General features: G+C 75.3%; 17 protein-coding genes. 8 read left to right on the top strand and 9 right to left on the bottom strand.

What is annotated here, in order from left to right; genetic code table 11:
- Nucleotides 1–17: 17 nt before the first annotated feature.
- The 4 genes from HNR08_RS16235 to HNR08_RS16220 are packed head-to-tail and all read right to left on the bottom strand — an operon-like array spanning nt 18 to nt 3,889.
- On the bottom strand, nt 18–341 hold the full coding sequence (locus HNR08_RS16235; RefSeq protein WP_146838792.1) for a non-heme iron oxygenase ferredoxin subunit: 324 nt from the start codon (nt 339–341) through the stop codon (nt 18–20).
- Nucleotides 338–1,597 carry a Fe-S cluster assembly protein SufD gene (gene sufD / locus HNR08_RS16230; RefSeq protein WP_146838790.1) on the bottom strand — a complete coding sequence of 420 codons (1,260 nt, stop codon included), beginning with the start codon at nt 1,595–1,597 and terminating at the stop codon, nt 338–340. The genes HNR08_RS16235 and sufD overlap by 4 nt, the downstream gene beginning before the upstream one ends.
- Entirely contained in the window at nt 1,597–3,039 is a 1,443-nt protein-coding gene (gene sufB / locus HNR08_RS16225; RefSeq protein ID WP_146838788.1) for a Fe-S cluster assembly protein SufB, read from the bottom strand. The genes sufD and sufB overlap by 1 nt, the downstream gene beginning before the upstream one ends.
- 1 nt (nt 3,040) lies before the next feature.
- On the bottom strand, nt 3,041–3,889 hold the full coding sequence (locus tag HNR08_RS16220) for a helix-turn-helix transcriptional regulator (protein WP_183835114.1): 849 nt from the start codon (nt 3,887–3,889) through the stop codon (nt 3,041–3,043).
- Between the two features lie 170 nt (nt 3,890–4,059).
- On the opposite strand from HNR08_RS16220, the gene HNR08_RS16215 reads away from it, so the two are divergent.
- The 3 genes from HNR08_RS16215 to HNR08_RS16205 all read left to right on the top strand — a co-directional run bounded on the left by HNR08_RS16215 (nt 4,060) and on the right by HNR08_RS16205 (nt 6,960).
- Nucleotides 4,060–5,010 carry an ABC transporter ATP-binding protein gene (locus HNR08_RS16215; RefSeq protein WP_146838786.1) on the top strand — a complete coding sequence of 317 codons (951 nt, stop codon included), beginning with the start codon at nt 4,060–4,062 and terminating at the stop codon, nt 5,008–5,010.
- Nucleotides 5,007–5,783, top strand: a complete 777-nt coding sequence (locus tag HNR08_RS16210) for an ABC transporter permease (protein ID WP_146838784.1) — start codon at nt 5,007–5,009, stop codon at nt 5,781–5,783. Before HNR08_RS16215 ends, HNR08_RS16210 begins: the two co-directional genes overlap by 4 nt.
- Before the next feature lie 238 nt (nt 5,784–6,021).
- Nucleotides 6,022–6,960 carry a COX15/CtaA family protein gene (locus HNR08_RS16205; protein ID WP_246803101.1) on the top strand — a complete coding sequence of 313 codons (939 nt, stop codon included), beginning with the start codon at nt 6,022–6,024 and terminating at the stop codon, nt 6,958–6,960.
- Nucleotides 6,961–6,979: 19 nt separating this feature from the next.
- Here HNR08_RS16205 and HNR08_RS16200 read toward each other — a convergent pair whose 3' ends face one another.
- A complete protein-coding gene (locus tag HNR08_RS16200; RefSeq protein ID WP_146838780.1) occupies nt 6,980–7,738 on the bottom strand; it encodes a DeoR/GlpR family DNA-binding transcription regulator in 759 nt (252 codons plus the stop codon).
- Nucleotides 7,739–7,813: 75 nt separating this feature from the next.
- Between HNR08_RS16200 and HNR08_RS16195 the strand changes: the two genes are divergently transcribed.
- Nucleotides 7,814–8,179, top strand: coding sequence for a DUF4406 domain-containing protein (locus HNR08_RS16195; RefSeq protein ID WP_246803100.1), 366 nt, complete (start codon nt 7,814–7,816; stop codon nt 8,177–8,179).
- Between the two features lie 19 nt (nt 8,180–8,198).
- Here HNR08_RS16195 and HNR08_RS21320 read toward each other — a convergent pair whose 3' ends face one another.
- A complete protein-coding gene (locus HNR08_RS21320) occupies nt 8,199–8,912 on the bottom strand; it encodes a D-alanyl-D-alanine carboxypeptidase family protein (protein WP_146838778.1) in 714 nt (237 codons plus the stop codon).
- Nucleotides 8,913–9,119: 207 nt separating this feature from the next.
- On the opposite strand from HNR08_RS21320, the gene HNR08_RS16185 reads away from it, so the two are divergent.
- The 4 genes from HNR08_RS16185 to HNR08_RS16170 all read left to right on the top strand — a co-directional run bounded on the left by HNR08_RS16185 (nt 9,120) and on the right by HNR08_RS16170 (nt 12,886).
- Entirely contained in the window at nt 9,120–10,316 is a 1,197-nt protein-coding gene (locus HNR08_RS16185; RefSeq protein WP_146838776.1) for a sensor histidine kinase, read from the top strand.
- Nucleotides 10,313–11,011: a response regulator gene (locus HNR08_RS16180; protein WP_246803099.1), complete on the top strand. Its 699-nt coding sequence runs from the start codon at nt 10,313–10,315 to the stop codon at nt 11,009–11,011. The genes HNR08_RS16185 and HNR08_RS16180 overlap by 4 nt, the downstream gene beginning before the upstream one ends.
- 94 nt (nt 11,012–11,105) lie before the next feature.
- Nucleotides 11,106–12,080: an ATP-binding cassette domain-containing protein gene (locus tag HNR08_RS16175; RefSeq protein WP_146838774.1), complete on the top strand. Its 975-nt coding sequence runs from the start codon at nt 11,106–11,108 to the stop codon at nt 12,078–12,080.
- Nucleotides 12,080–12,886, top strand: a complete 807-nt coding sequence (locus HNR08_RS16170) for an ABC transporter permease (RefSeq protein ID WP_146838772.1) — start codon at nt 12,080–12,082, stop codon at nt 12,884–12,886. The genes HNR08_RS16175 and HNR08_RS16170 overlap by 1 nt, the downstream gene beginning before the upstream one ends.
- Nucleotides 12,887–12,906: 20 nt before the next feature.
- On the opposite strand, the gene HNR08_RS22795 is transcribed toward HNR08_RS16170, so the two are convergent.
- The 3 genes from HNR08_RS22795 to HNR08_RS16155 form a co-directional block, all read right to left on the bottom strand.
- Nucleotides 12,907–13,806, bottom strand: a complete 900-nt coding sequence (locus tag HNR08_RS22795) for a GGDEF domain-containing protein (protein ID WP_146838770.1) — start codon at nt 13,804–13,806, stop codon at nt 12,907–12,909.
- Between the two features lie 172 nt (nt 13,807–13,978).
- Nucleotides 13,979–14,584 carry an NUDIX domain-containing protein gene (locus tag HNR08_RS16160; protein ID WP_146838768.1) on the bottom strand — a complete coding sequence of 202 codons (606 nt, stop codon included), beginning with the start codon at nt 14,582–14,584 and terminating at the stop codon, nt 13,979–13,981.
- Nucleotides 14,581–16,281: a CTP synthase gene (locus tag HNR08_RS16155; RefSeq protein WP_146838766.1), complete on the bottom strand. Its 1,701-nt coding sequence runs from the start codon at nt 16,279–16,281 to the stop codon at nt 14,581–14,583. Before HNR08_RS16155 ends, HNR08_RS16160 begins: the two co-directional genes overlap by 4 nt.
- Between the last annotated feature and the right edge of the window lie 28 nt (nt 16,282–16,309).

The following is a 16,309-nucleotide window of genomic DNA, read 5'->3' as shown; positions in this document are numbered from 1 at the left end:
GAACTCCTCGGGAAGTCTCAGTCGACGTCGACGAGCACGCGCTCGCCGTCGACGGTCAGGGGGTAGACGGGGACGGGGCGGACGGCCGGGGGGCCCAGCGGCTCGCCGGTGCGCAGGTCGAACCGCGACCCGTGCAGCCAGCACTCCACGGTGCAGCCCTCGACCTCGCCGTCGGACAGCGAGACCGCGCCGTGCGAGCAGATGTCGCTGATGGCGTGCAGCTCACCGTCGGCGTCGCGGACCACCGCGACCTCGACGACGCCGGACGGGCCGTCGAGCTCGACGCGGAGCGCGCCCTCGACGGGCACGTCCGACGTCAGGCAGGCGAGCTGGGCCGTCATGCGGACTCGCCCGCGACGGCCGCGTCGGCGAACTCGGTCATCGACTGCGCCAGCTCGGCCTCGATCGCCGCGATCAGGCGCTCCTCGACCTCCGGCACGCCGATCTGGTGGATCAGCTCGGCGAAGAAGCCGCGCACCACCAGGCGGCGGGCGTCGGTCTCCGGGATGCCGCGCGAGCGCAGGTAGAACAGCTGCTCGTCGTCGAACCGGCCGGTCGCCGACGCGTGGCCCGCGCCCTCGATGAGGCCGGTCTCGATCTCCAGGTTCGGCACGGAGTCCGCGCGCGCCCCGTCGGTGAGGACGAGGTTGCGGTTGAGCTCGTAGGTGTCGGTGCCCTCGGCCTCCGCCCGGATCAGCACGTCGCCGACCCACACGGTGTGCGCGCCCTCGCCCTGCAGCGCGCCCTTGTAGGTGACGCGCGACGTGCAGCTCGGGACGGCGTGGTCGACGAACAGCCGCTGCTCCTGGTGCTGGCCGGCGTCGGCGTAGTACACGCCGAGCATCTCGACCGAGCCGCCCTCGCCGGTGAACTCGGCGTCCGGGGTGATCCGCACGACGTCGCCGCCCAGGGTGACGACGATGTGCTTGACGGTCGCGTCCCGGCCCAGCCGCACGCGGTGCGCGGCGTTGTGCACGGAGCCCTCGGCCCAGTCCTGCACCGACACGACGGTCAGGTGCGCGCCGTCCTCCGCCACGACCTCGACGGTCTCGGTGAGCAGCGCCGAGCCGACGTGGTCGATGACGACCGTCGCCTCGGACAGCGGCTTGGCGTGCACGAGCAGGTGGCTGCCGGTGGGCTCCAGCTGTCCCTCGACGCCCTCGACCCGCACGGACGTCACGGTCGACGCGACGGCCTCCGTCGGGATCGTCACGACGGTGGCGCGCGGGAACGAGGCCCACGCGACGGCCGCGGCGCGGTCGCCCGGCTCGCCGGCCAGGCCCAGGCGGGCGTCGTCGCGGTCCACGATCTCGACCTCGACCTCGGGCGCGTTCACGACCGTGGTGAGGACGCCGTGGCCGGACAGCGCGCCGGACTCCGGGGCGAACAGCGGCGCGAGGCGGTCGACGGGCGAGAACCGCCACTCCTCCTCGCGGCCGGTCGGCACGGCGAAGTCCGCGACCTCGAAGGAGGTCGGCCGGGCGGCGCGGGACGACTCCGGCACGGCGCCCGCCGCGCCGACGCCGTGGCTGTGCGCCTCGTCGGCGGTCGCCCGGGAGTGGTCGGTCGACAGACCGTTCTCAGTGGTGGTCGACATCAGCCGACGGCCCCTTCCATCTGCAGCTCGATCAGGCGGTTCAGCTCGAGGGCGTACTCCATCGGCAGCTCGCGCGCGATGGGCTCCACGAACCCGCGCACGATCATCGCCATGGCCTCCGTCTCCGGCATGCCGCGGGACATCAGGTAGAACAGCTGGTCCTCGCTGACGCGGGACACCGTGGCCTCGTGGCCCATCGACACGTCGTCCTCGCGGACGTCGACGTACGGGTAGGTGTCCGACCGGGAGATCTGGTCGACCAGCAGGGCGTCGCACAGCACGTTCGACGCCGAGTGCGACGCGCCCTCCAGGACCTGCACGAGGCCGCGGTAGGACGTGCGGCCGCCGCCGCGGGCCACCGACTTCGACACGATCGAGGACGACGTGTGCGGCGCGGCGTGCACCATCTTCGAGCCGGCGTCCTGGTGCTGGCCCTCGCCCGCGAAGGCGATGGACAGCGTCTCGCCGCGGGCGTGCTCGCCCAGCAGGTAGATCGCCGGGTACTTCATGGTGACCTTGGAGCCGATGTTGCCGTCGACCCACTCCATCGTCGCGCCCTCGGCCGCGGTCGCCCGCTTGGTCACGAGGTTGTAGACGTTGTTCGACCAGTTCTGGATCGTCGTGTACCGCACGCGGGCGTTCTTCTTCACGATGATCTCGACGACCGCGGAGTGCAGCGAGTCCGACTGGTAGATCGGCGCGGTGCAGCCCTCGACGTAGTGCACGTACGAGCCCTCGTCCGCGATGATCAGCGTCCGCTCGAACTGGCCCATGTTCTCGGTGTTGATCCGGAAGTAGGCCTGCAGCGGGATCTCGACGTGCACGCCCGGCGGCACGTAGACGAACGAGCCGCCCGACCACACGGCGGTGTTCAGCGACGCGAACTTGTTGTCCCCCGGCGGGATGACCGAGCCGAAGTACTGCTCGAACAGCTCCGGGTGCTCGCGCAGGCCGGTGTCGGTGTCGACGAAGATGACGCCCTGCTTCTCCAGGTCCTCGCGGATCTGGTGGTACACGACCTCGGACTCGTACTGGGCCGCGACGCCCGCGACCAGGCGCTGCTTCTCCGCCTCCGGGATGCCGAGCCGGTCGTACGTGTTCTTGATGTCCTCGGGCAGCTCCTCCCAGGAGGTCGCCTGCTTCTCCGTGGACCGCACGAAGTACTTGATGTTGTCGAAGTCGATGCCCGACAGGTCCGCGCCCCACCAGGGCATCGGCTTCTTGTCGAACAGGCGCAGCGCCTTCAGGCGCGTCTTCAGCATCCACTCGGGCTCGTTCTTGAGCGCCGAGATGTTCCGCACGACCTCCTCCGACAGGCCGCGCTGCGCCGTGGCGCCCGCGGTGTCGGAGTCGTGCCAGCCGTAGCCGTAGTTCCCGATCGAGGCGATGGCCTCGTCCTGGGTCATCGGCTCGGCGGTGCGGCCGGGATCCGTGGTCGTCATCTCATCGTCCTTCCGTGAACCGCACGGGGGCGGGGGCATCGGGTCGAGCGGGCGCGTCGGTCGGGGGTGGTGACGCGCCCTCGGGGTCGTCCGCCGCGCGGGGGCGCCGGACCGGGATGATCGGGATGTTCGTCGTGCAGACGTGGCCGCCGCCCGCGAGCGTCGCGAGGCGCTGCACGTGCACCCCGAGCATCCGGGAGAACGCGTGCGCCTCGGCCTCGCAGAGCTCCGGGAACTCGCTGGCGACGTCCTGCACGGGGCAGTGGCCCTGGCAGAGCTGGATGGCGTACCCGCCCGGGACGGGGCGCGCGGTGGCGGCGTACCCGTCGTCGGCGAGGCCCTCGGCGAGGATCCGCGCGCGGCGCACCGGGTCGTCCCCCGCCTCGGCGAGCGCGACGGCGTGCCGGCGCTCCAGCTCGCCGACCCGCCGCTCCGCGAAGTGCCGCACGGCGTCCGCGCCGCCGATCTCGGCGACGAAGCGCAGCGCCTGCGACGCGAGCTCGGAGTACTGCTGGCTGAGCGCGGCCTGGCCCTCGGCGGTCACGACGTACCGCTTGGCGGGGCGGCCGCGGCGGACCGGCCCGACGTGGGCGCCGGCGTCGTGGACGCCGATCTGCCCTTCCGCCTCGAGCACCGCGAGGTGCCGGCGCACGGCGGCGGCGGTCAGGACGAGGTCCGCGGCGAGCTCGGCGGCGGAGACCGGGCCGTCGGCCGCGATCAGGTCGAGCACGCGGCGCCGGGTGCCGGCCTCCGACTCGCTCTCCACGGGGCGCAGACCGCCGGGAGGACAGTCGGGGTCCTGCACGCCCGTCGCGGGCCCGGCGCTGGTGCTCGGCGTCGTCGGGCTCATGCACACACCTCCGGTTCGCTGCTGCGCGGCTGACGGGGCGCGGCCGCGGCCGCGGGCGCCCCCGGGTGCCCTCGCGAGGGCTCCCGATATCGGCAACATCCTTGTTGCCGAATTAAGTCCCCGCAAGCAAGGTTCGCCTCACACCGGCCGCCGCCACCTACACTCGCCGGGTGCCCGGCCAGTCCTCCACCCCGCCCGCCGTCGAGGTCCGCGGGCTCGTCAAGCGGTACGGCGGCCGCGCCGTCGTCGACGGGCTCGACCTGCACGCCTCCCCCGGACGGGTGACGGCGGTGCTCGGCCCGAACGGCGCCGGGAAGACCACGACGGTCGAGTGCTGCGAGGGCCTGCGGACGCCCGACGGCGGGTCCGTGCGGGTGCTCGGGCTCGACCCGCTCGCCGACGCCCGGGCGCTGCGGCCCCGGGTCGGCGTGATGCTCCAGGACGCCGGGCTGCCGACGGGCGTGCCCGCGCTCGGGGTGCTGCGGCACGTCGCCGCGATGTACGCCCGGCCGTGGGACCTCGACGACCTCGCCGGCCGGCTCGGGCTCGAGCCGTTCGCCCGCACCACCGTGCGCCGGCTGTCCGGCGGGCAGCGGCAGCGGCTCGCGCTCGCGACGGCCGTCGTCGGCCGGCCGGACGTGGTGTTCCTCGACGAGCCGTCCGCCGGGATGGACCCGCAGGCGCGGCGCGCCGTGTGGTCGCTGGTGCAGGAGCTGCGCGCCGAGGGCGTCGCGGTCCTGCTCACCACGCACCTCATGGACGAGGCGGAGGCGCTGGCCGACGAGGTCGCCGTCGTGGATCACGGCCGGGTCATCGCCCGCGGCACCGTGCCCGAGCTGCTGGCCGGCGCCGACGGGTCGACGCTCGCGTTCCGCGCGCCGCCCGGCCTGCCGGTCGCGGACCTCGGGCTCGCGCTCACCGCGCCCGGCGCCGCCGCCCCCACCGCGGTGCACGAGACCGGGCCCGGGTCGTACGTCGTGGACTCCCCCGCCGACCCCGCGCTGGTCGCGGCGCTCGCCACCTGGTGCGCCGGGCGGGACGTGCTGCTGGCGCGGGTCGACGTGGGGCGCCGCACCCTCGAGGACGTGTTCCTCGACCTGACCGGACGGAACCTGCGATGACCGCGACCTCCTCGGCGGCCCCGGCCGATCGCGCCGCGCCCGCCGCCCGGCGCGTGCTGGCCCAGGCCCGGTTCGAGACCCTGGCCGTCCTGCGCAACGGCGAGCAGCTGCTCGTCACCCTCGTCATCCCCGTCGTGGCGCTGGTGGCGCTCGGCGTGGGCTCGTTCGTCGAGGTGGACACCGGCGGCGCCGCGCGGATCGACGTCGTGACGCCGGGGGTCCTCGGGCTCGCGGTCATGGCCGGCTCGCTGACCTCGCAGGCGATCGCCACCGCGTTCGACCGGCGGAACGGCGTGCTGCGGCTGCTCGCGACGACGCCGCTGGGCCGGGGCGGGCTGCTGGCCGGCAAGGTGCTGGCGGTGCTCGCCGTCGCGGCGCTGCAGGTGGTCGCCGTCGGGGTCGCGGCGCTCGTGCTCGGCTGGCGGCCCGACCCCGCGGGGCTCGCGCCCGCCGCGCTCGCGCTGCTGCTCGGGGTCGCGGCGTTCACCGCGCTGGCCCTGCTGCTCGCGGGGACGCTGCGGGCCGAGGCGGTGCTGGCGGTCGCGAACCTGCTGCTCGTGGTGCTCGCGGTGGTCGGCGGCGTGGTGCTGCCGGTCGCGGAGCTGCCCGCTGCGTGGGCGTCGATCGCCCGGTGGCTCCCGCCGGGGGCGCTGGGCGAGGCCCTGCGCGCCGCGCTGCTGGACGGCGCGTTCCCCGCGGCGCACCTCGCGGTCCTCGCGGCGTGGGCGCTGGCGCTGGCCGCCGCGGTCCGCCGCTGGTTCCGCTGGCACTGACCCCCGCCCCGCCCCACCCGCCAGGCGGCCCGCCCCACCCGCCAGCCGGCCCGCCGGCCCGCCGGCCCGCACCCGGGCGGCGAGAGTGCAGCAGATGCTGCATCCAGCGGCGTCGGCCCCGCATCGTCTGCAACCTCGGCGGCGCGCGCCGGCCTCGGGACCGGACCCGGGCCCGCGTGAGCAAGGACTCGTGCCGAGGGCGCCCGCGGGTCGCCGGGCGGACCGTACCCTGGACGGCGTGAGCCGCCCCGACGTCGCCGCCGACCCCCAGCCCGAGCCCGCCGCCCGGGCGTCCCGGTTCGCGGACCTCCGCGAGCGGTTCACGCAGCCGGTCCTGGTGGCGAACCTCGTCGGGCAGATCGGCATCGTCGTCACCGGCGGCGCCGTGCGCCTCACCGGGTCCGGCCTCGGCTGCTCGACCTGGCCGCAGTGCGAGCCCGGGCAGTTCGCGCCGGTGTTCCACGAGGCGGCGACGTACCACCGCTTCGTCGAGTTCGGGAACCGGACCCTCACGGGCGTCCTCGGCGTCCTGGCCGTGCTCGTCATCCTCGTGGTCTGGACCGACCGCCGCCGCTCACCCGCGTACCGCTGGCTGGGGTTCGCCCCGCTGGTCGGCGTCGCGGCGCAGGCGGTCATCGGCGGCGTCATCGTGCTGCTGCACCTGCACCCGGCCTGGGTGAGCCTGCACTTCCTGGTGTCGATGCTCCTGGTGGTGACCTCGACGCTGCTCGTGCACCGCAGCCAGGAGGGCGACGGCGCCCCGGTGCCGGTCGTCGGCCCGGCCGTGCGCCGGCTGGCCCCGGTGCTCGCGGTGCTCATGGCCGTGGTGCTGGTGCTGGGCACGATCACCACCGGCGCCGGCCCGCACTCCGGGGACGAGGAGGTCGGCTACCGGATCGCGGTGGACCCCTACCTCATGGCCCGGGTGCACGCCGCGTCGGCGTGGCTGTTCGTCGGGGTGCTGGCCGCGCTGCTCTGGCTGAACCGCCGGGGTCCCGCGGTGCTGCGCCGGCGGGGCTGGGTCATGGTCGCGCTCGTCGCGCTGCAGGGCGTGATCGGCTACGTGCAGGTCGCGACCGACCTGCCGGTCCTCCTGGTGCTGCTGCACATGCTCGGTGCCGCGCTGCTCGCCGGCGGGACGACGCGGTACCTGCTGACGTTCCGCACGCGGGCCTGACCGGCGCGCACCCGGCCGGTCACGGCGCCGGGATCAGCGGCGCCCCCGCCTCGCGCAGCGCCCGGGCGCTCGGGTCGTCCTCCGGCACGTCCGTGACGATCCCGGTCACGTCGGCGAGCGGCAGCACCCGGAACGGCGACGCCGCCCCGATCTTCTCGGCACTGGCGAGGACGTACGTGTCGCCCGCCCGGCTCGCGAGCGTGCGCTTGGTCGCCGCCTCCTCCGCGTTCCCGGTGGTGAGCCCGGCCTCGGGGTGCACGCCGGTGACGCCGAGCAGGAACACGTCGGCCCACACCCCGGCGGCGGCCTCGGCGGTGATCGCCCCCGACGCGACGACCGAGTGCTTGTCCAGCCGCCCGCCCAGCACGAGGACGTCGACCGTGGGGTGCTCGGCGAGCGCCGCCGCGACGGTCGGGCTGTGCGTGACGATCGTCGCCCGCAGGTCGGGGGGCAGCGCCCGGGCCACCGCGAGCGCCGTCGTGCCGCCGTCGAGGATCGCCGTGCAGCCGGGCGTGACGAGCCCGGCCGCCCGGCGTGCGACCCGGTCCTTGCTCTCGACCGCGACCGTCTGCCGTCCGGCGTAGTCCGCGAGCGCCGGGGAGACCGGGAGCGCCCCGCCGTACACGCGCTGCGCCAGGCCCGCCGCCGCGAGGTCGCGCAGGTCGCGCCGCACGGTGTCCTCGGACAGGCCCAGGCGCTCGGCGACGTCGCGGGCCACCACCCGGCCCTCGGTGCGGAGCACCCGCAGGAGCTCGTCGCGTCGCTGTGCCGGCAGCATGTCGCCTCCGTGTTCTCGCCCGGTGTTCCGCGTTCATGCCTAGTCTTGCACGGTTCTGCGGGTTATGGTGCCGCCATGACTGCTCAGATGATCCTCATCGCCGGCCCCTACCAGTCCGGCACCGACGGCGACCCCGCCGCGATGGCCGCCAACCTGCGCCGCCTGGAGGAGGCCGCGTGGCCCGTTTTCCGGCTCGGGCACGTCCCGATGATCGGCGAGTGGGTCGCGCTGCCGGTCCTGTCCAGCATGGGCGCCGACGGTCCGACGGACCCCCGGGCGGGCGACGTCCTCTACCCGACGGCCGAGCGGCTGCTGGAGCACTGCGACGCGGTGCTGCGCCTGCCGGGCGAGTCGCGCGGCGCGGACAACGACGTCGCCATCGCCCGCCGTCGCGGCCTGCCGGTGTACACGTCCGTGGACGAGATCCCGCCGGCCGCCTGACGCCGCCCCGGGTGCGGGCTCACCACCCCCACGACGAGTCCGCGTGCGGCTCCGGGCAGGCCGTCGCGCCCTCGGGGAGCATCTCGAAGTGCCACACCTCGTTGAGGTACGTCCGGCACAGCCCGTGCTCGAGCCCGTGCTCCCCCAGCCACAGCGCCCCGTCGGTCGGCCCGACGTCGACGGCGAGCCCCTGCACGTGGGCGGAGTGCTCCGGCGGCAGCACCCAGCGGTACGCCTCCGGGGTGCCGTAGCGCTCCACGGCCTGGTCGACGAGGCGCTGCTGCTCCTCGACGGTGCGCCACCCGGACGTCAGGGTGAGGTCCACCCCCTCCGCGGCGGCGGCCGCCTGCGCGGCCGCGAACCGGCGCTCGAGCTCGGCGTCCAGCCCGGTGGCGGGGTCCGACCCCGTGACGGGGGCGTCCCCGGCCGCGTGGGCGTCCCCGGCCGCGGGGGCGTCCCCGGCGGCGGTGCCGACCGGCCGGACCGCGGCGGTGCCCGGCGGCGCACCGGGGACGTCGCCCGCACCGGCGGCACCGCGGTCGAGGCCGAGCGCCGCCCAGGCGCACGCCCCGAGCACGAGCAGCAGCACGAGCAGCACGCCCCGCACCCGCGCCACGCGGCTCCGCTCGGGGGCACGGTCGTCGGTGCGGCCGGCGGCGCGGTCGGCAGCGCGCCCCTGGGCGCGGCCGGGGGTGTGCTCGGCCCGGCCGTGCCGGGAGGTCGTGGTCGTCATGGCTCCACCGTCGCGGCCGCACCGGCCCGCGGGCATCGGACGCCGGGGCGATCGTGCGCCGGCCCCCGCACCGCCGTCCGGAGGTGGCGCATCCGCTCGCGGTCGGACGGGCCGGGCGTGGCCCCCACCGAAGGGTGGGCCCGGGTCGCGCGCCGGTCCGCCCCGCCGCCGACGCCCGACGGACGCCCGCCACCCTAGGCTCGCCGTATGCCCGAGACGCCCCTGCGCCGCGCCGCGACCCGCGACGGGCTGGTGGCCCTGGGCGTGCTCGCCGCGTGGACCGTCGCGGTGACGCTGCTGGCGCGCACGGACGTCTGGCACCCGCGCTGGCAGGACGCGCACCTGTGGGCCGGCGTGGGGCTCGCGGTGCCGCTGGCACTGCGGCGGGTGGCCCCCGCCGCGGGGCTGTGGCTCACGGTGGTCGGGTACCCGCTCGGCTACGCCCTGCTCACGTACGGCAGCCCCGTGCAGGCCGACCTGCACGTGCTGCCGCTGCTGGTGGCCGCCTACGCCGCGACCCGGGCCGGTGCCGTGCACCCGGTGCTCACCGGGGCGGCCGGCGCCGCGAGCACCTTCGCGCTGGTCGTCGGGGCCGACGGGGTGCGGTCGCTGACCGGGCCGGCACCGACCGTGGGCGACCCGTCCGACACCGTGCTGCTCCTCGCGCTGGTGCTGGCGGCGACCGCGCTCGGGACCGTCGCCGGACGCCTCGCCGCCACCACCCGGTCTCTGGAGCTCCGGAACGCCGAGCTGCGTGCCCTGCAGGCGGTCCGCGAGCGCGCCGCGGTGCGCGCCGAGCGCACCCGGATCGCCCGGGAGCTGCACGACGTGGTCGCCCACCACGTCAGCGCGATCGTCGTCCGGGCCCAGGCGGCGGACCGGGTCGGCGGCGACCGCCCCGAGGAGTACCGCGAGGCCGTCCGGTGGATCGCCCCGGCCGGCAAGGAGGCGCTCACCGCGATGCGCTCCGTCGTCCGCGTGCTCCGCGCCCCGGACGAGGGCGGCGCCCCCCTCGCGCCGCTGCCCGGGCTCGACGACCTGGCCGGGGTGCTGGACCGCGTGCGCGGGTCGGGGCTCGCCGTCGACGCGGACCTGCCCGACCCGCTGCCGCCCTGCCCGCCCGAGGCCGGCCTGGCGCTGGTGCGGGTCGTGCAGGAGGCGCTGACCAACGTGCTCGTGCACTCGGCCGCGGCCCGGGCCGGCGTGACGCTCGCCGCCCGGCCCGGGCGGCTGACGCTCCGGGTGCACGACGCCGGCCCGGCGCGGGCGGGCACGGGCGGCACGCACGGCGGCGGCAACGGCGTCGTGCACATGCGCGAGCGCGCCGCGGCCTGCGGCGGGACGCTGACCGCCGGCCCCGGGCCGGACGGCTGGACCGTGACGATGGAGGTGCCGGTGCCGTGACGCCGATCCCCGTGCTGCTCGCCGACGACCAGGCGATGATCCGCCTCGGCCTGCGGATGATCCTGGACCACGAGCCGGACCTCGCCGTCGTCGCGGAGGCCGCCGACGGCGAGCAGGCCGTCACGCTCGCCCGGGAGCACCGGCCCGCCGTCGTGCTGATGGACATCCGGATGCCGGGGCTCGACGGCATCGAGGCCACCCGGCGGCTGCGCGCGGACCCCGGCCTGGCCGACGCCCGCGTGCTGGTGCTCACCACCTTCGACGACGAGGAGTACGTCACCAGCGCGCTGCGGGCGGGCGCCGACGGCTTCCTGCTCAAGGACACCGATCCCGCCACGCTCGTGGACGCGGTGCGCCGCGTCCACGGCGGCGGCTCGGTGCTCGACCCGGCGGTCGCGCCGCTCGTGCTCGACCAGTGGCGCCGGTGGGGCCGCACCCGTCCCGACGCCGGCCCCACCCCGGGCGCCCTCGACGGCCTGAGCGCCCGGGAGCGGGACGTGCTGCTCGCGGTGGCGCGGGGCCGGTCGAACCAGGAGGCCGCGGACGCCCTCGGGCTGGCCGTCGCGACGGTCAAGGCCCACGTGCACGCCCTGCTCGCGAAGACCGGCTGCGCGTCGCGGACGCAGCTCGTCGTGCTCGCCTACGAGGCGGGCCTCGTCGTCCCCGGGTCGGCCGGCCCGGGGACGACGAGCTGACTCAGCGGGAGATCTCGGCCGCGACGGTGCAGGTCAACCGGGAGGTGGCGAATCGCCCTTCAGGTGTGTCGTACGTCACATCTACGCTCGACCCATGGAACAGGCGATCGAGGCCCGCGGGCTCGTGAAGCGCTACAAGGGCGTCACCGCCCTCGACGGCGTGGACCTCACGGTGCCGTCCGGCACCGTGCTCGGTCTGCTCGGCCCGAACGGGGCCGGCAAGACCACCATCGTGCGCGTCCTGTCCACCCTGCTGCGGCCGGACGGCGGGACGGCGCGCGTCATGGGCGTCGACGTCCTCGCCCGCCCGGCCGAGGTGCGGCGGCGCATCGGGCTGTCCGGGCAGTACGCCGCCGTCGACGAGTACCTGTCCGGCTACGAGAACCTCGAGATGATCGGCCGGCTCTACCACCTCGGCGCGCGGCGGTCCCGGGCGCGGGCGCGCGAGCTCCTGGCGTCCTTCAACCTCGAGGACGCCGCGGACCGCCCCACCCGCACCTACTCGGGCGGCATGCGGCGGCGGCTCGACCTCGCCGGGGCGCTGGTGGCCGATCCCCCGGTGATCTTCCTCGACGAGCCGACCACGGGTCTCGACCCGCGCGGCCGCACCGACATGTGGGACGTCATCCAGACGCTCGTCGCGGGCGGCACGACGCTCCTGCTCACGACGCAGTACCTGGAGGAGGCCGACCTGCTCGCGGACGAGATCGTCGTCATCGACCACGGGCGGATCATCGCGCAGGGCACCGCGGACCAGCTCAAGCGGCAGGTCGGCGGCGAGCGGCTCGAGCTGACGGTGTCCGACGTGGCGTTCCTCGCGGAGGTCGAGGAGGCGCTCGCCCCGCTCGGCGTGGGTCGGCCCGCGCTCGACGACGGGCGGCGGTCCTTCGTCATGCCGGTGTCGGGCGGCCCGGAGGTGCTCAGCGAGGCGCTGCGCCGGCTCGACGCGCGGCAGGTGCGCCTCGAGGACGTCGGCCTGCGCCGCCCGACGCTGGACGACGTGTTCCTCGCGCTGACGGGGCGGTCGGCCGAGGAGGACGGGCAGACCGACCAGGAGGGTGGTGCGTGATGGCCGTGCCGAACGTGCTGGCGGACGCCTCGGTCGTCGCCAAGCGGAACATCATCAAGATCAAGCGGGTGCCGGACCTGCTGGTCTTCACCACGCTGTCGCCGATCATGTTCGTGCTGCTGTTCTCCTACGTGTTCGGCGGCGCGATCGACCAGGAGGAGGGCGGCCAGGCGTACCGCGAGTTCCTCATCGCGGGGATCTTCGCCCAGACCGTGATCTTCGGGGCGACGGTCACCGGGTCCGCGCTGGCCGAGGACCTGAAGAAGGGCATCCTCGACCGGTTCCGGTCGCTGCCGATGGCCCCGTCCGCGGTGCTGACCGGCCGGACGTTCTCCGACGTCGTCAACAACGTCCTCGTGCTCATCGTCATGGGGCTCACCGGCCTGGCGGTCGGCTGGCGGATCCGGTCGTCGTGGCTGGAGGCGCTCGCCGGGTTCGGGCTGCTGCTCGTGTTCGCTTACGCCATCAGCTGGATCATGGCGTGGATCGGCATGCTCGTGCCGAGCCCCGAGGTGGTGAACAACGCCTCGTTCATCGTCATCTTCCCGCTGACGTTCGTCGCGAACACCTTCGTGCCGCTGGAGACGCTGCCCGCGCCGCTGCAGACCTTCGCCGAGTGGAACCCGGTGTCGGCCGTGACGCAGGCCGCGCGCGAGCTGTTCGGGAACATCCCGCCCGGGACCCCGGTGCCGGACGTGTGGTCGCTGCAGCACCCGGAGGTCTACACGCTCATCTGGTCCGGGTTGTTCCTGGCGATCTTCGTGCCGCTGGCCAACGCCCAGTACCGGGTGTCGACCAGCCGCTGAGACGCGACCGGCGCGGGGCTTCAGTGCCCCGCGTCGGCGCGGCCGTTCTTCCGCGCGTACAGCGCGGCGTCCGCACGCGCCAGGGCGTCGCGCACCGGCTCGTCCCGCCGCGCCTGGGCGACGCCGTGGCTCCACGTCGGGTCCGCCGGAGCGCGCAGGCCGCTCGCCCGCAGCGCCCACTCCTCGGCACCCTCGGCGGTCCGGCCGGCGAGGACGACGGCGAACTCGTCGCCACCCATCCGTCCGATCAGGTCGTCCCGCTCCAGCGCGCCCCGCCAGCCCTCGACCAGCCGGACCAGCACCTCGTCCCCCGCCTGGTGGCCGTGGGTGTCGTTGACCTCCTTGAAGTCGTCGACGTCGAGGCACACCACGCTGGCGGGCCGGCCGCTGACCGCCGCCCGGTGCAGCAGCGTCGCGGCACGCGCGTCGAAGGCGGCCCGGGTCAGCACGCCGGTCAGGTCGTCCGTCGTGGCGAGCACCCGCAGCGCGTCCAGCAGGTGCTTGACCAGCCAGCTCGTCACCACCGTCATGAGCGCGAGCACCAGCCACCGCACGGGGCTGAACGGCACCGGCGACGCGGCCATCGCGAGCGGCAGCGCGACGAGCACGAGCACGAGCAGGCTGCGCACGGACCGCTTCCCGCCGAGCAGCGGGGCCGCCTGCCCGGCCATGACCAGCCCGAGCGACGTCGTCACCACGCCCGCCTCGGTCTGGCACCGGGCGACCAGCACCGCCCCGACGGCCACCCCGAGGACCGCCCCGGCGAGCGGGGTGCGCGGGTGGTGCCGGGCGAGCACCGACCCCGCGGCGACCAGCGCGAGGACCAGCGACGCCGCGCCCCAGACGGCCACCTCGGTGCGCGGCGACGGCGGCCAGATCGCGCCGGCCGCGCAGAGCAGCGCGCACAGCCCGAGCACCACGGCGGTGTGCGTACCGGTGAGGAACAGGCGCGCACCGCCCCGGGGGGGTCGGGTGCGGGGGCTCACACCGGATGCATCGGCGTGCAGGTCCGATCCCTGACCCGTCAGCGGGCGACGTCAGCCGATCGGACTACGTCCGAACCCCCAGGTCAGAGCCATGCCGTGAGCGGGGTCACACCGGACGCAGCGTGCTCCACCCGCGGTCCCGCGCCGCGGCGGCGGCGAGGACGCCGACGACCGCGCTCGGGCTGTGCAGCCGGCCCGCGAGCACCGCGCCGACCGCCTCGTCGAGCGGCAGCCACAGCGGCTCCATCTCGGCCTCCTCCTCCTCGCGGGCGAACCGCTCGGCCTCGGGGACCTCCGACAGGTCGCGCGCCAGGTAGACGCCGATCCGCTCGGTCGAGCCGCCGGGGCTCGTGGCGAACTCCGTGAGCAGGTGCCAGGTGGCCGCGCGCAGGTCGGCCTCCTCGGCCAGCTCGCGCGCCGCGGTGACGTGCGGCGGCTCGCCGTCGACGTCCCGCAGTCCGGCCGGCGGCTCCCACAGCTCGCTGCGCACCGGGTGCCGGTACTGCTTGAGCAGCAGCACCCGGTCCTCGGCGTCGAGCGCGATCACGGCGACGGCGCCCGGGTGGTCGACGAACTCCCGGACCACCTGCGCCTCGCCGAGGTCCACGGTCTCCGAGACGAGGTCCCAGATCTTCCCGTGGTGCAGGTCGGTGTGCGCGAGCACCGGCCGCGGGGCGGGCCGGTCGGCCGGCCCGGCCCCGGCGACCGTCACGCCTTCGCCTTCGCCCTCGCGCCGGCCGGCACCGCGCCCTGCTGGGCGGCGAGCGCCGCCGCGACCAGGCCCGCGAACAGCGGGTGCGCGCGGGTCGGCCGGGACTTGAACTCCGGGTGCGCCTGCGTGGAGACGTAGTACGGGTGCGTCTCGCGCGGCAGCTCGACGAACTCGACCAGCGACGAGTCCGGCGAGACGCCCGAGATGACCAGGCCGGCCTCCTCGAGCTTGTCGCGGTACGCGTTGTTCACCTCGTACCGGTGCCGGTGCCGCTCGGTGACCCGGGTCGAGCCGTACGCCTCGGCGACGACCGACCCCTCGGCCAGCACCGCCTCGTACGAGCCGAGCCGCATCGTGCCGCCGAGGTCGCCCTCGCCGCCGACGATCGCGAGCTGCTCCGCCATCGTCGCCACCACCGGGTCGGCGGGGTCGGCGTCGAACTCCGAGGAGGACGCGCCCGGCAGGCCCAGCACGTTGCGGGCGTACTCGATCACCATCGTCTGCAGGCCCAGGCAGATGCCGAGCGTCGGCACGCGGTTCTCCCGCGCCCAGCGCAGCGCGCCGAGCTTGCCCTCGATGCCGCGCACGCCGAACCCGCCCGGGACCAGCACCGCGTCCGCGCCGCCCAGCGCCCGCTGCGCGCCGTCCGGCGTCTGGCAGTCGTCCGACGGGACCCAGCGGATCCGCACCTTCGCGTCGTGGTGGAAGCCGCCGGCGCGCAGCGCCTCGGTCACCGAGAGGTACGCGTCGGGCAGGTCGATGTACTTGCCGACCAGCGCGATCTCGACGTGGTGCCGCGGCTGGTGCACGCGCTGCAGCAGCTCGTCCCAGCCGCTCCAGTCGACGTCCCGGAACTGCACGCCCAGGCGCTGCACGACATAGGCGTCCAGGCCCTCGGCGTGGATGACGCGCGGGATGTCGTAGATGCTCGGCGCGTCCACGCAGGAGATGACGCCCTGGGTGTCGACGTCGCACATCAGGGCGATCTTCGCCTTGATCGACTGCGGGATCTCCCGGTCCGAGCGCAGCACGATCGCGTCGGGCTGGATGCCGATGCTGCGCAGCGCGGCCACCGAGTGCTGCGTCGGCTTGGTCTTGAGCTCGCCCGACGGGCCGATGTACGGCACCAGCGACACGTGCAGGAAGAACACGTTGTCGCGGCCGAGCTCGTGGCGGACCTGGCGGGCCGCCTCGAGGAACGGCTGCGACTCGATGTCGCCGACCGTGCCGCCGATCTCCGTGATGATGATGTCGACGTCGTCGGCCGCCTGCGACCGCATGCGCGCCTTGATCTCGTCGGTGATGTGCGGGATCACCTGGACCGTGTCGCCGAGGTACTCGCCGCGCCGCTCCTTCGCGATCACGTGCGAGTACACCTGGCCGGTGGTGACGTTCGCGGAGCCGACCAGGTCGACGTCCAGGAACCGCTCGTAGTGGCCCACGTCGAGGTCCGTCTCGGCCCCGTCCTCGGTGACGAAGACCTCGCCGTGCTGGAACGGGTTCATCGTCCCGGGGTCCACGTTGAGGTAGGGGTCGAGCTTCTGCATCGTGACCCGCAGGCCGCGGGAGCGGAGAAGTCGTCCGAGGCTCGAGGCGGTCAGGCCCTTGCCCAGTGAGGAGGCGACGCCTCCCGTGACGAAGATGTGCCGGGTCGTGGAGTCCGACCGCCCGGAGAGTCGATTTGCGCGCTCTGCCACGGGCTTCCACTGTACCGGACGCGCGGCT

Source organism: Cellulomonas hominis, from assembly GCF_014201095.1.
Lineage (GTDB): Bacteria > Actinomycetota > Actinomycetes > Actinomycetales > Cellulomonadaceae > Cellulomonas > Cellulomonas hominis.
The sequence above is the reverse complement of the archived record's forward strand: the minus strand, read 5'-3'. Positions and strand labels throughout refer to the sequence as shown.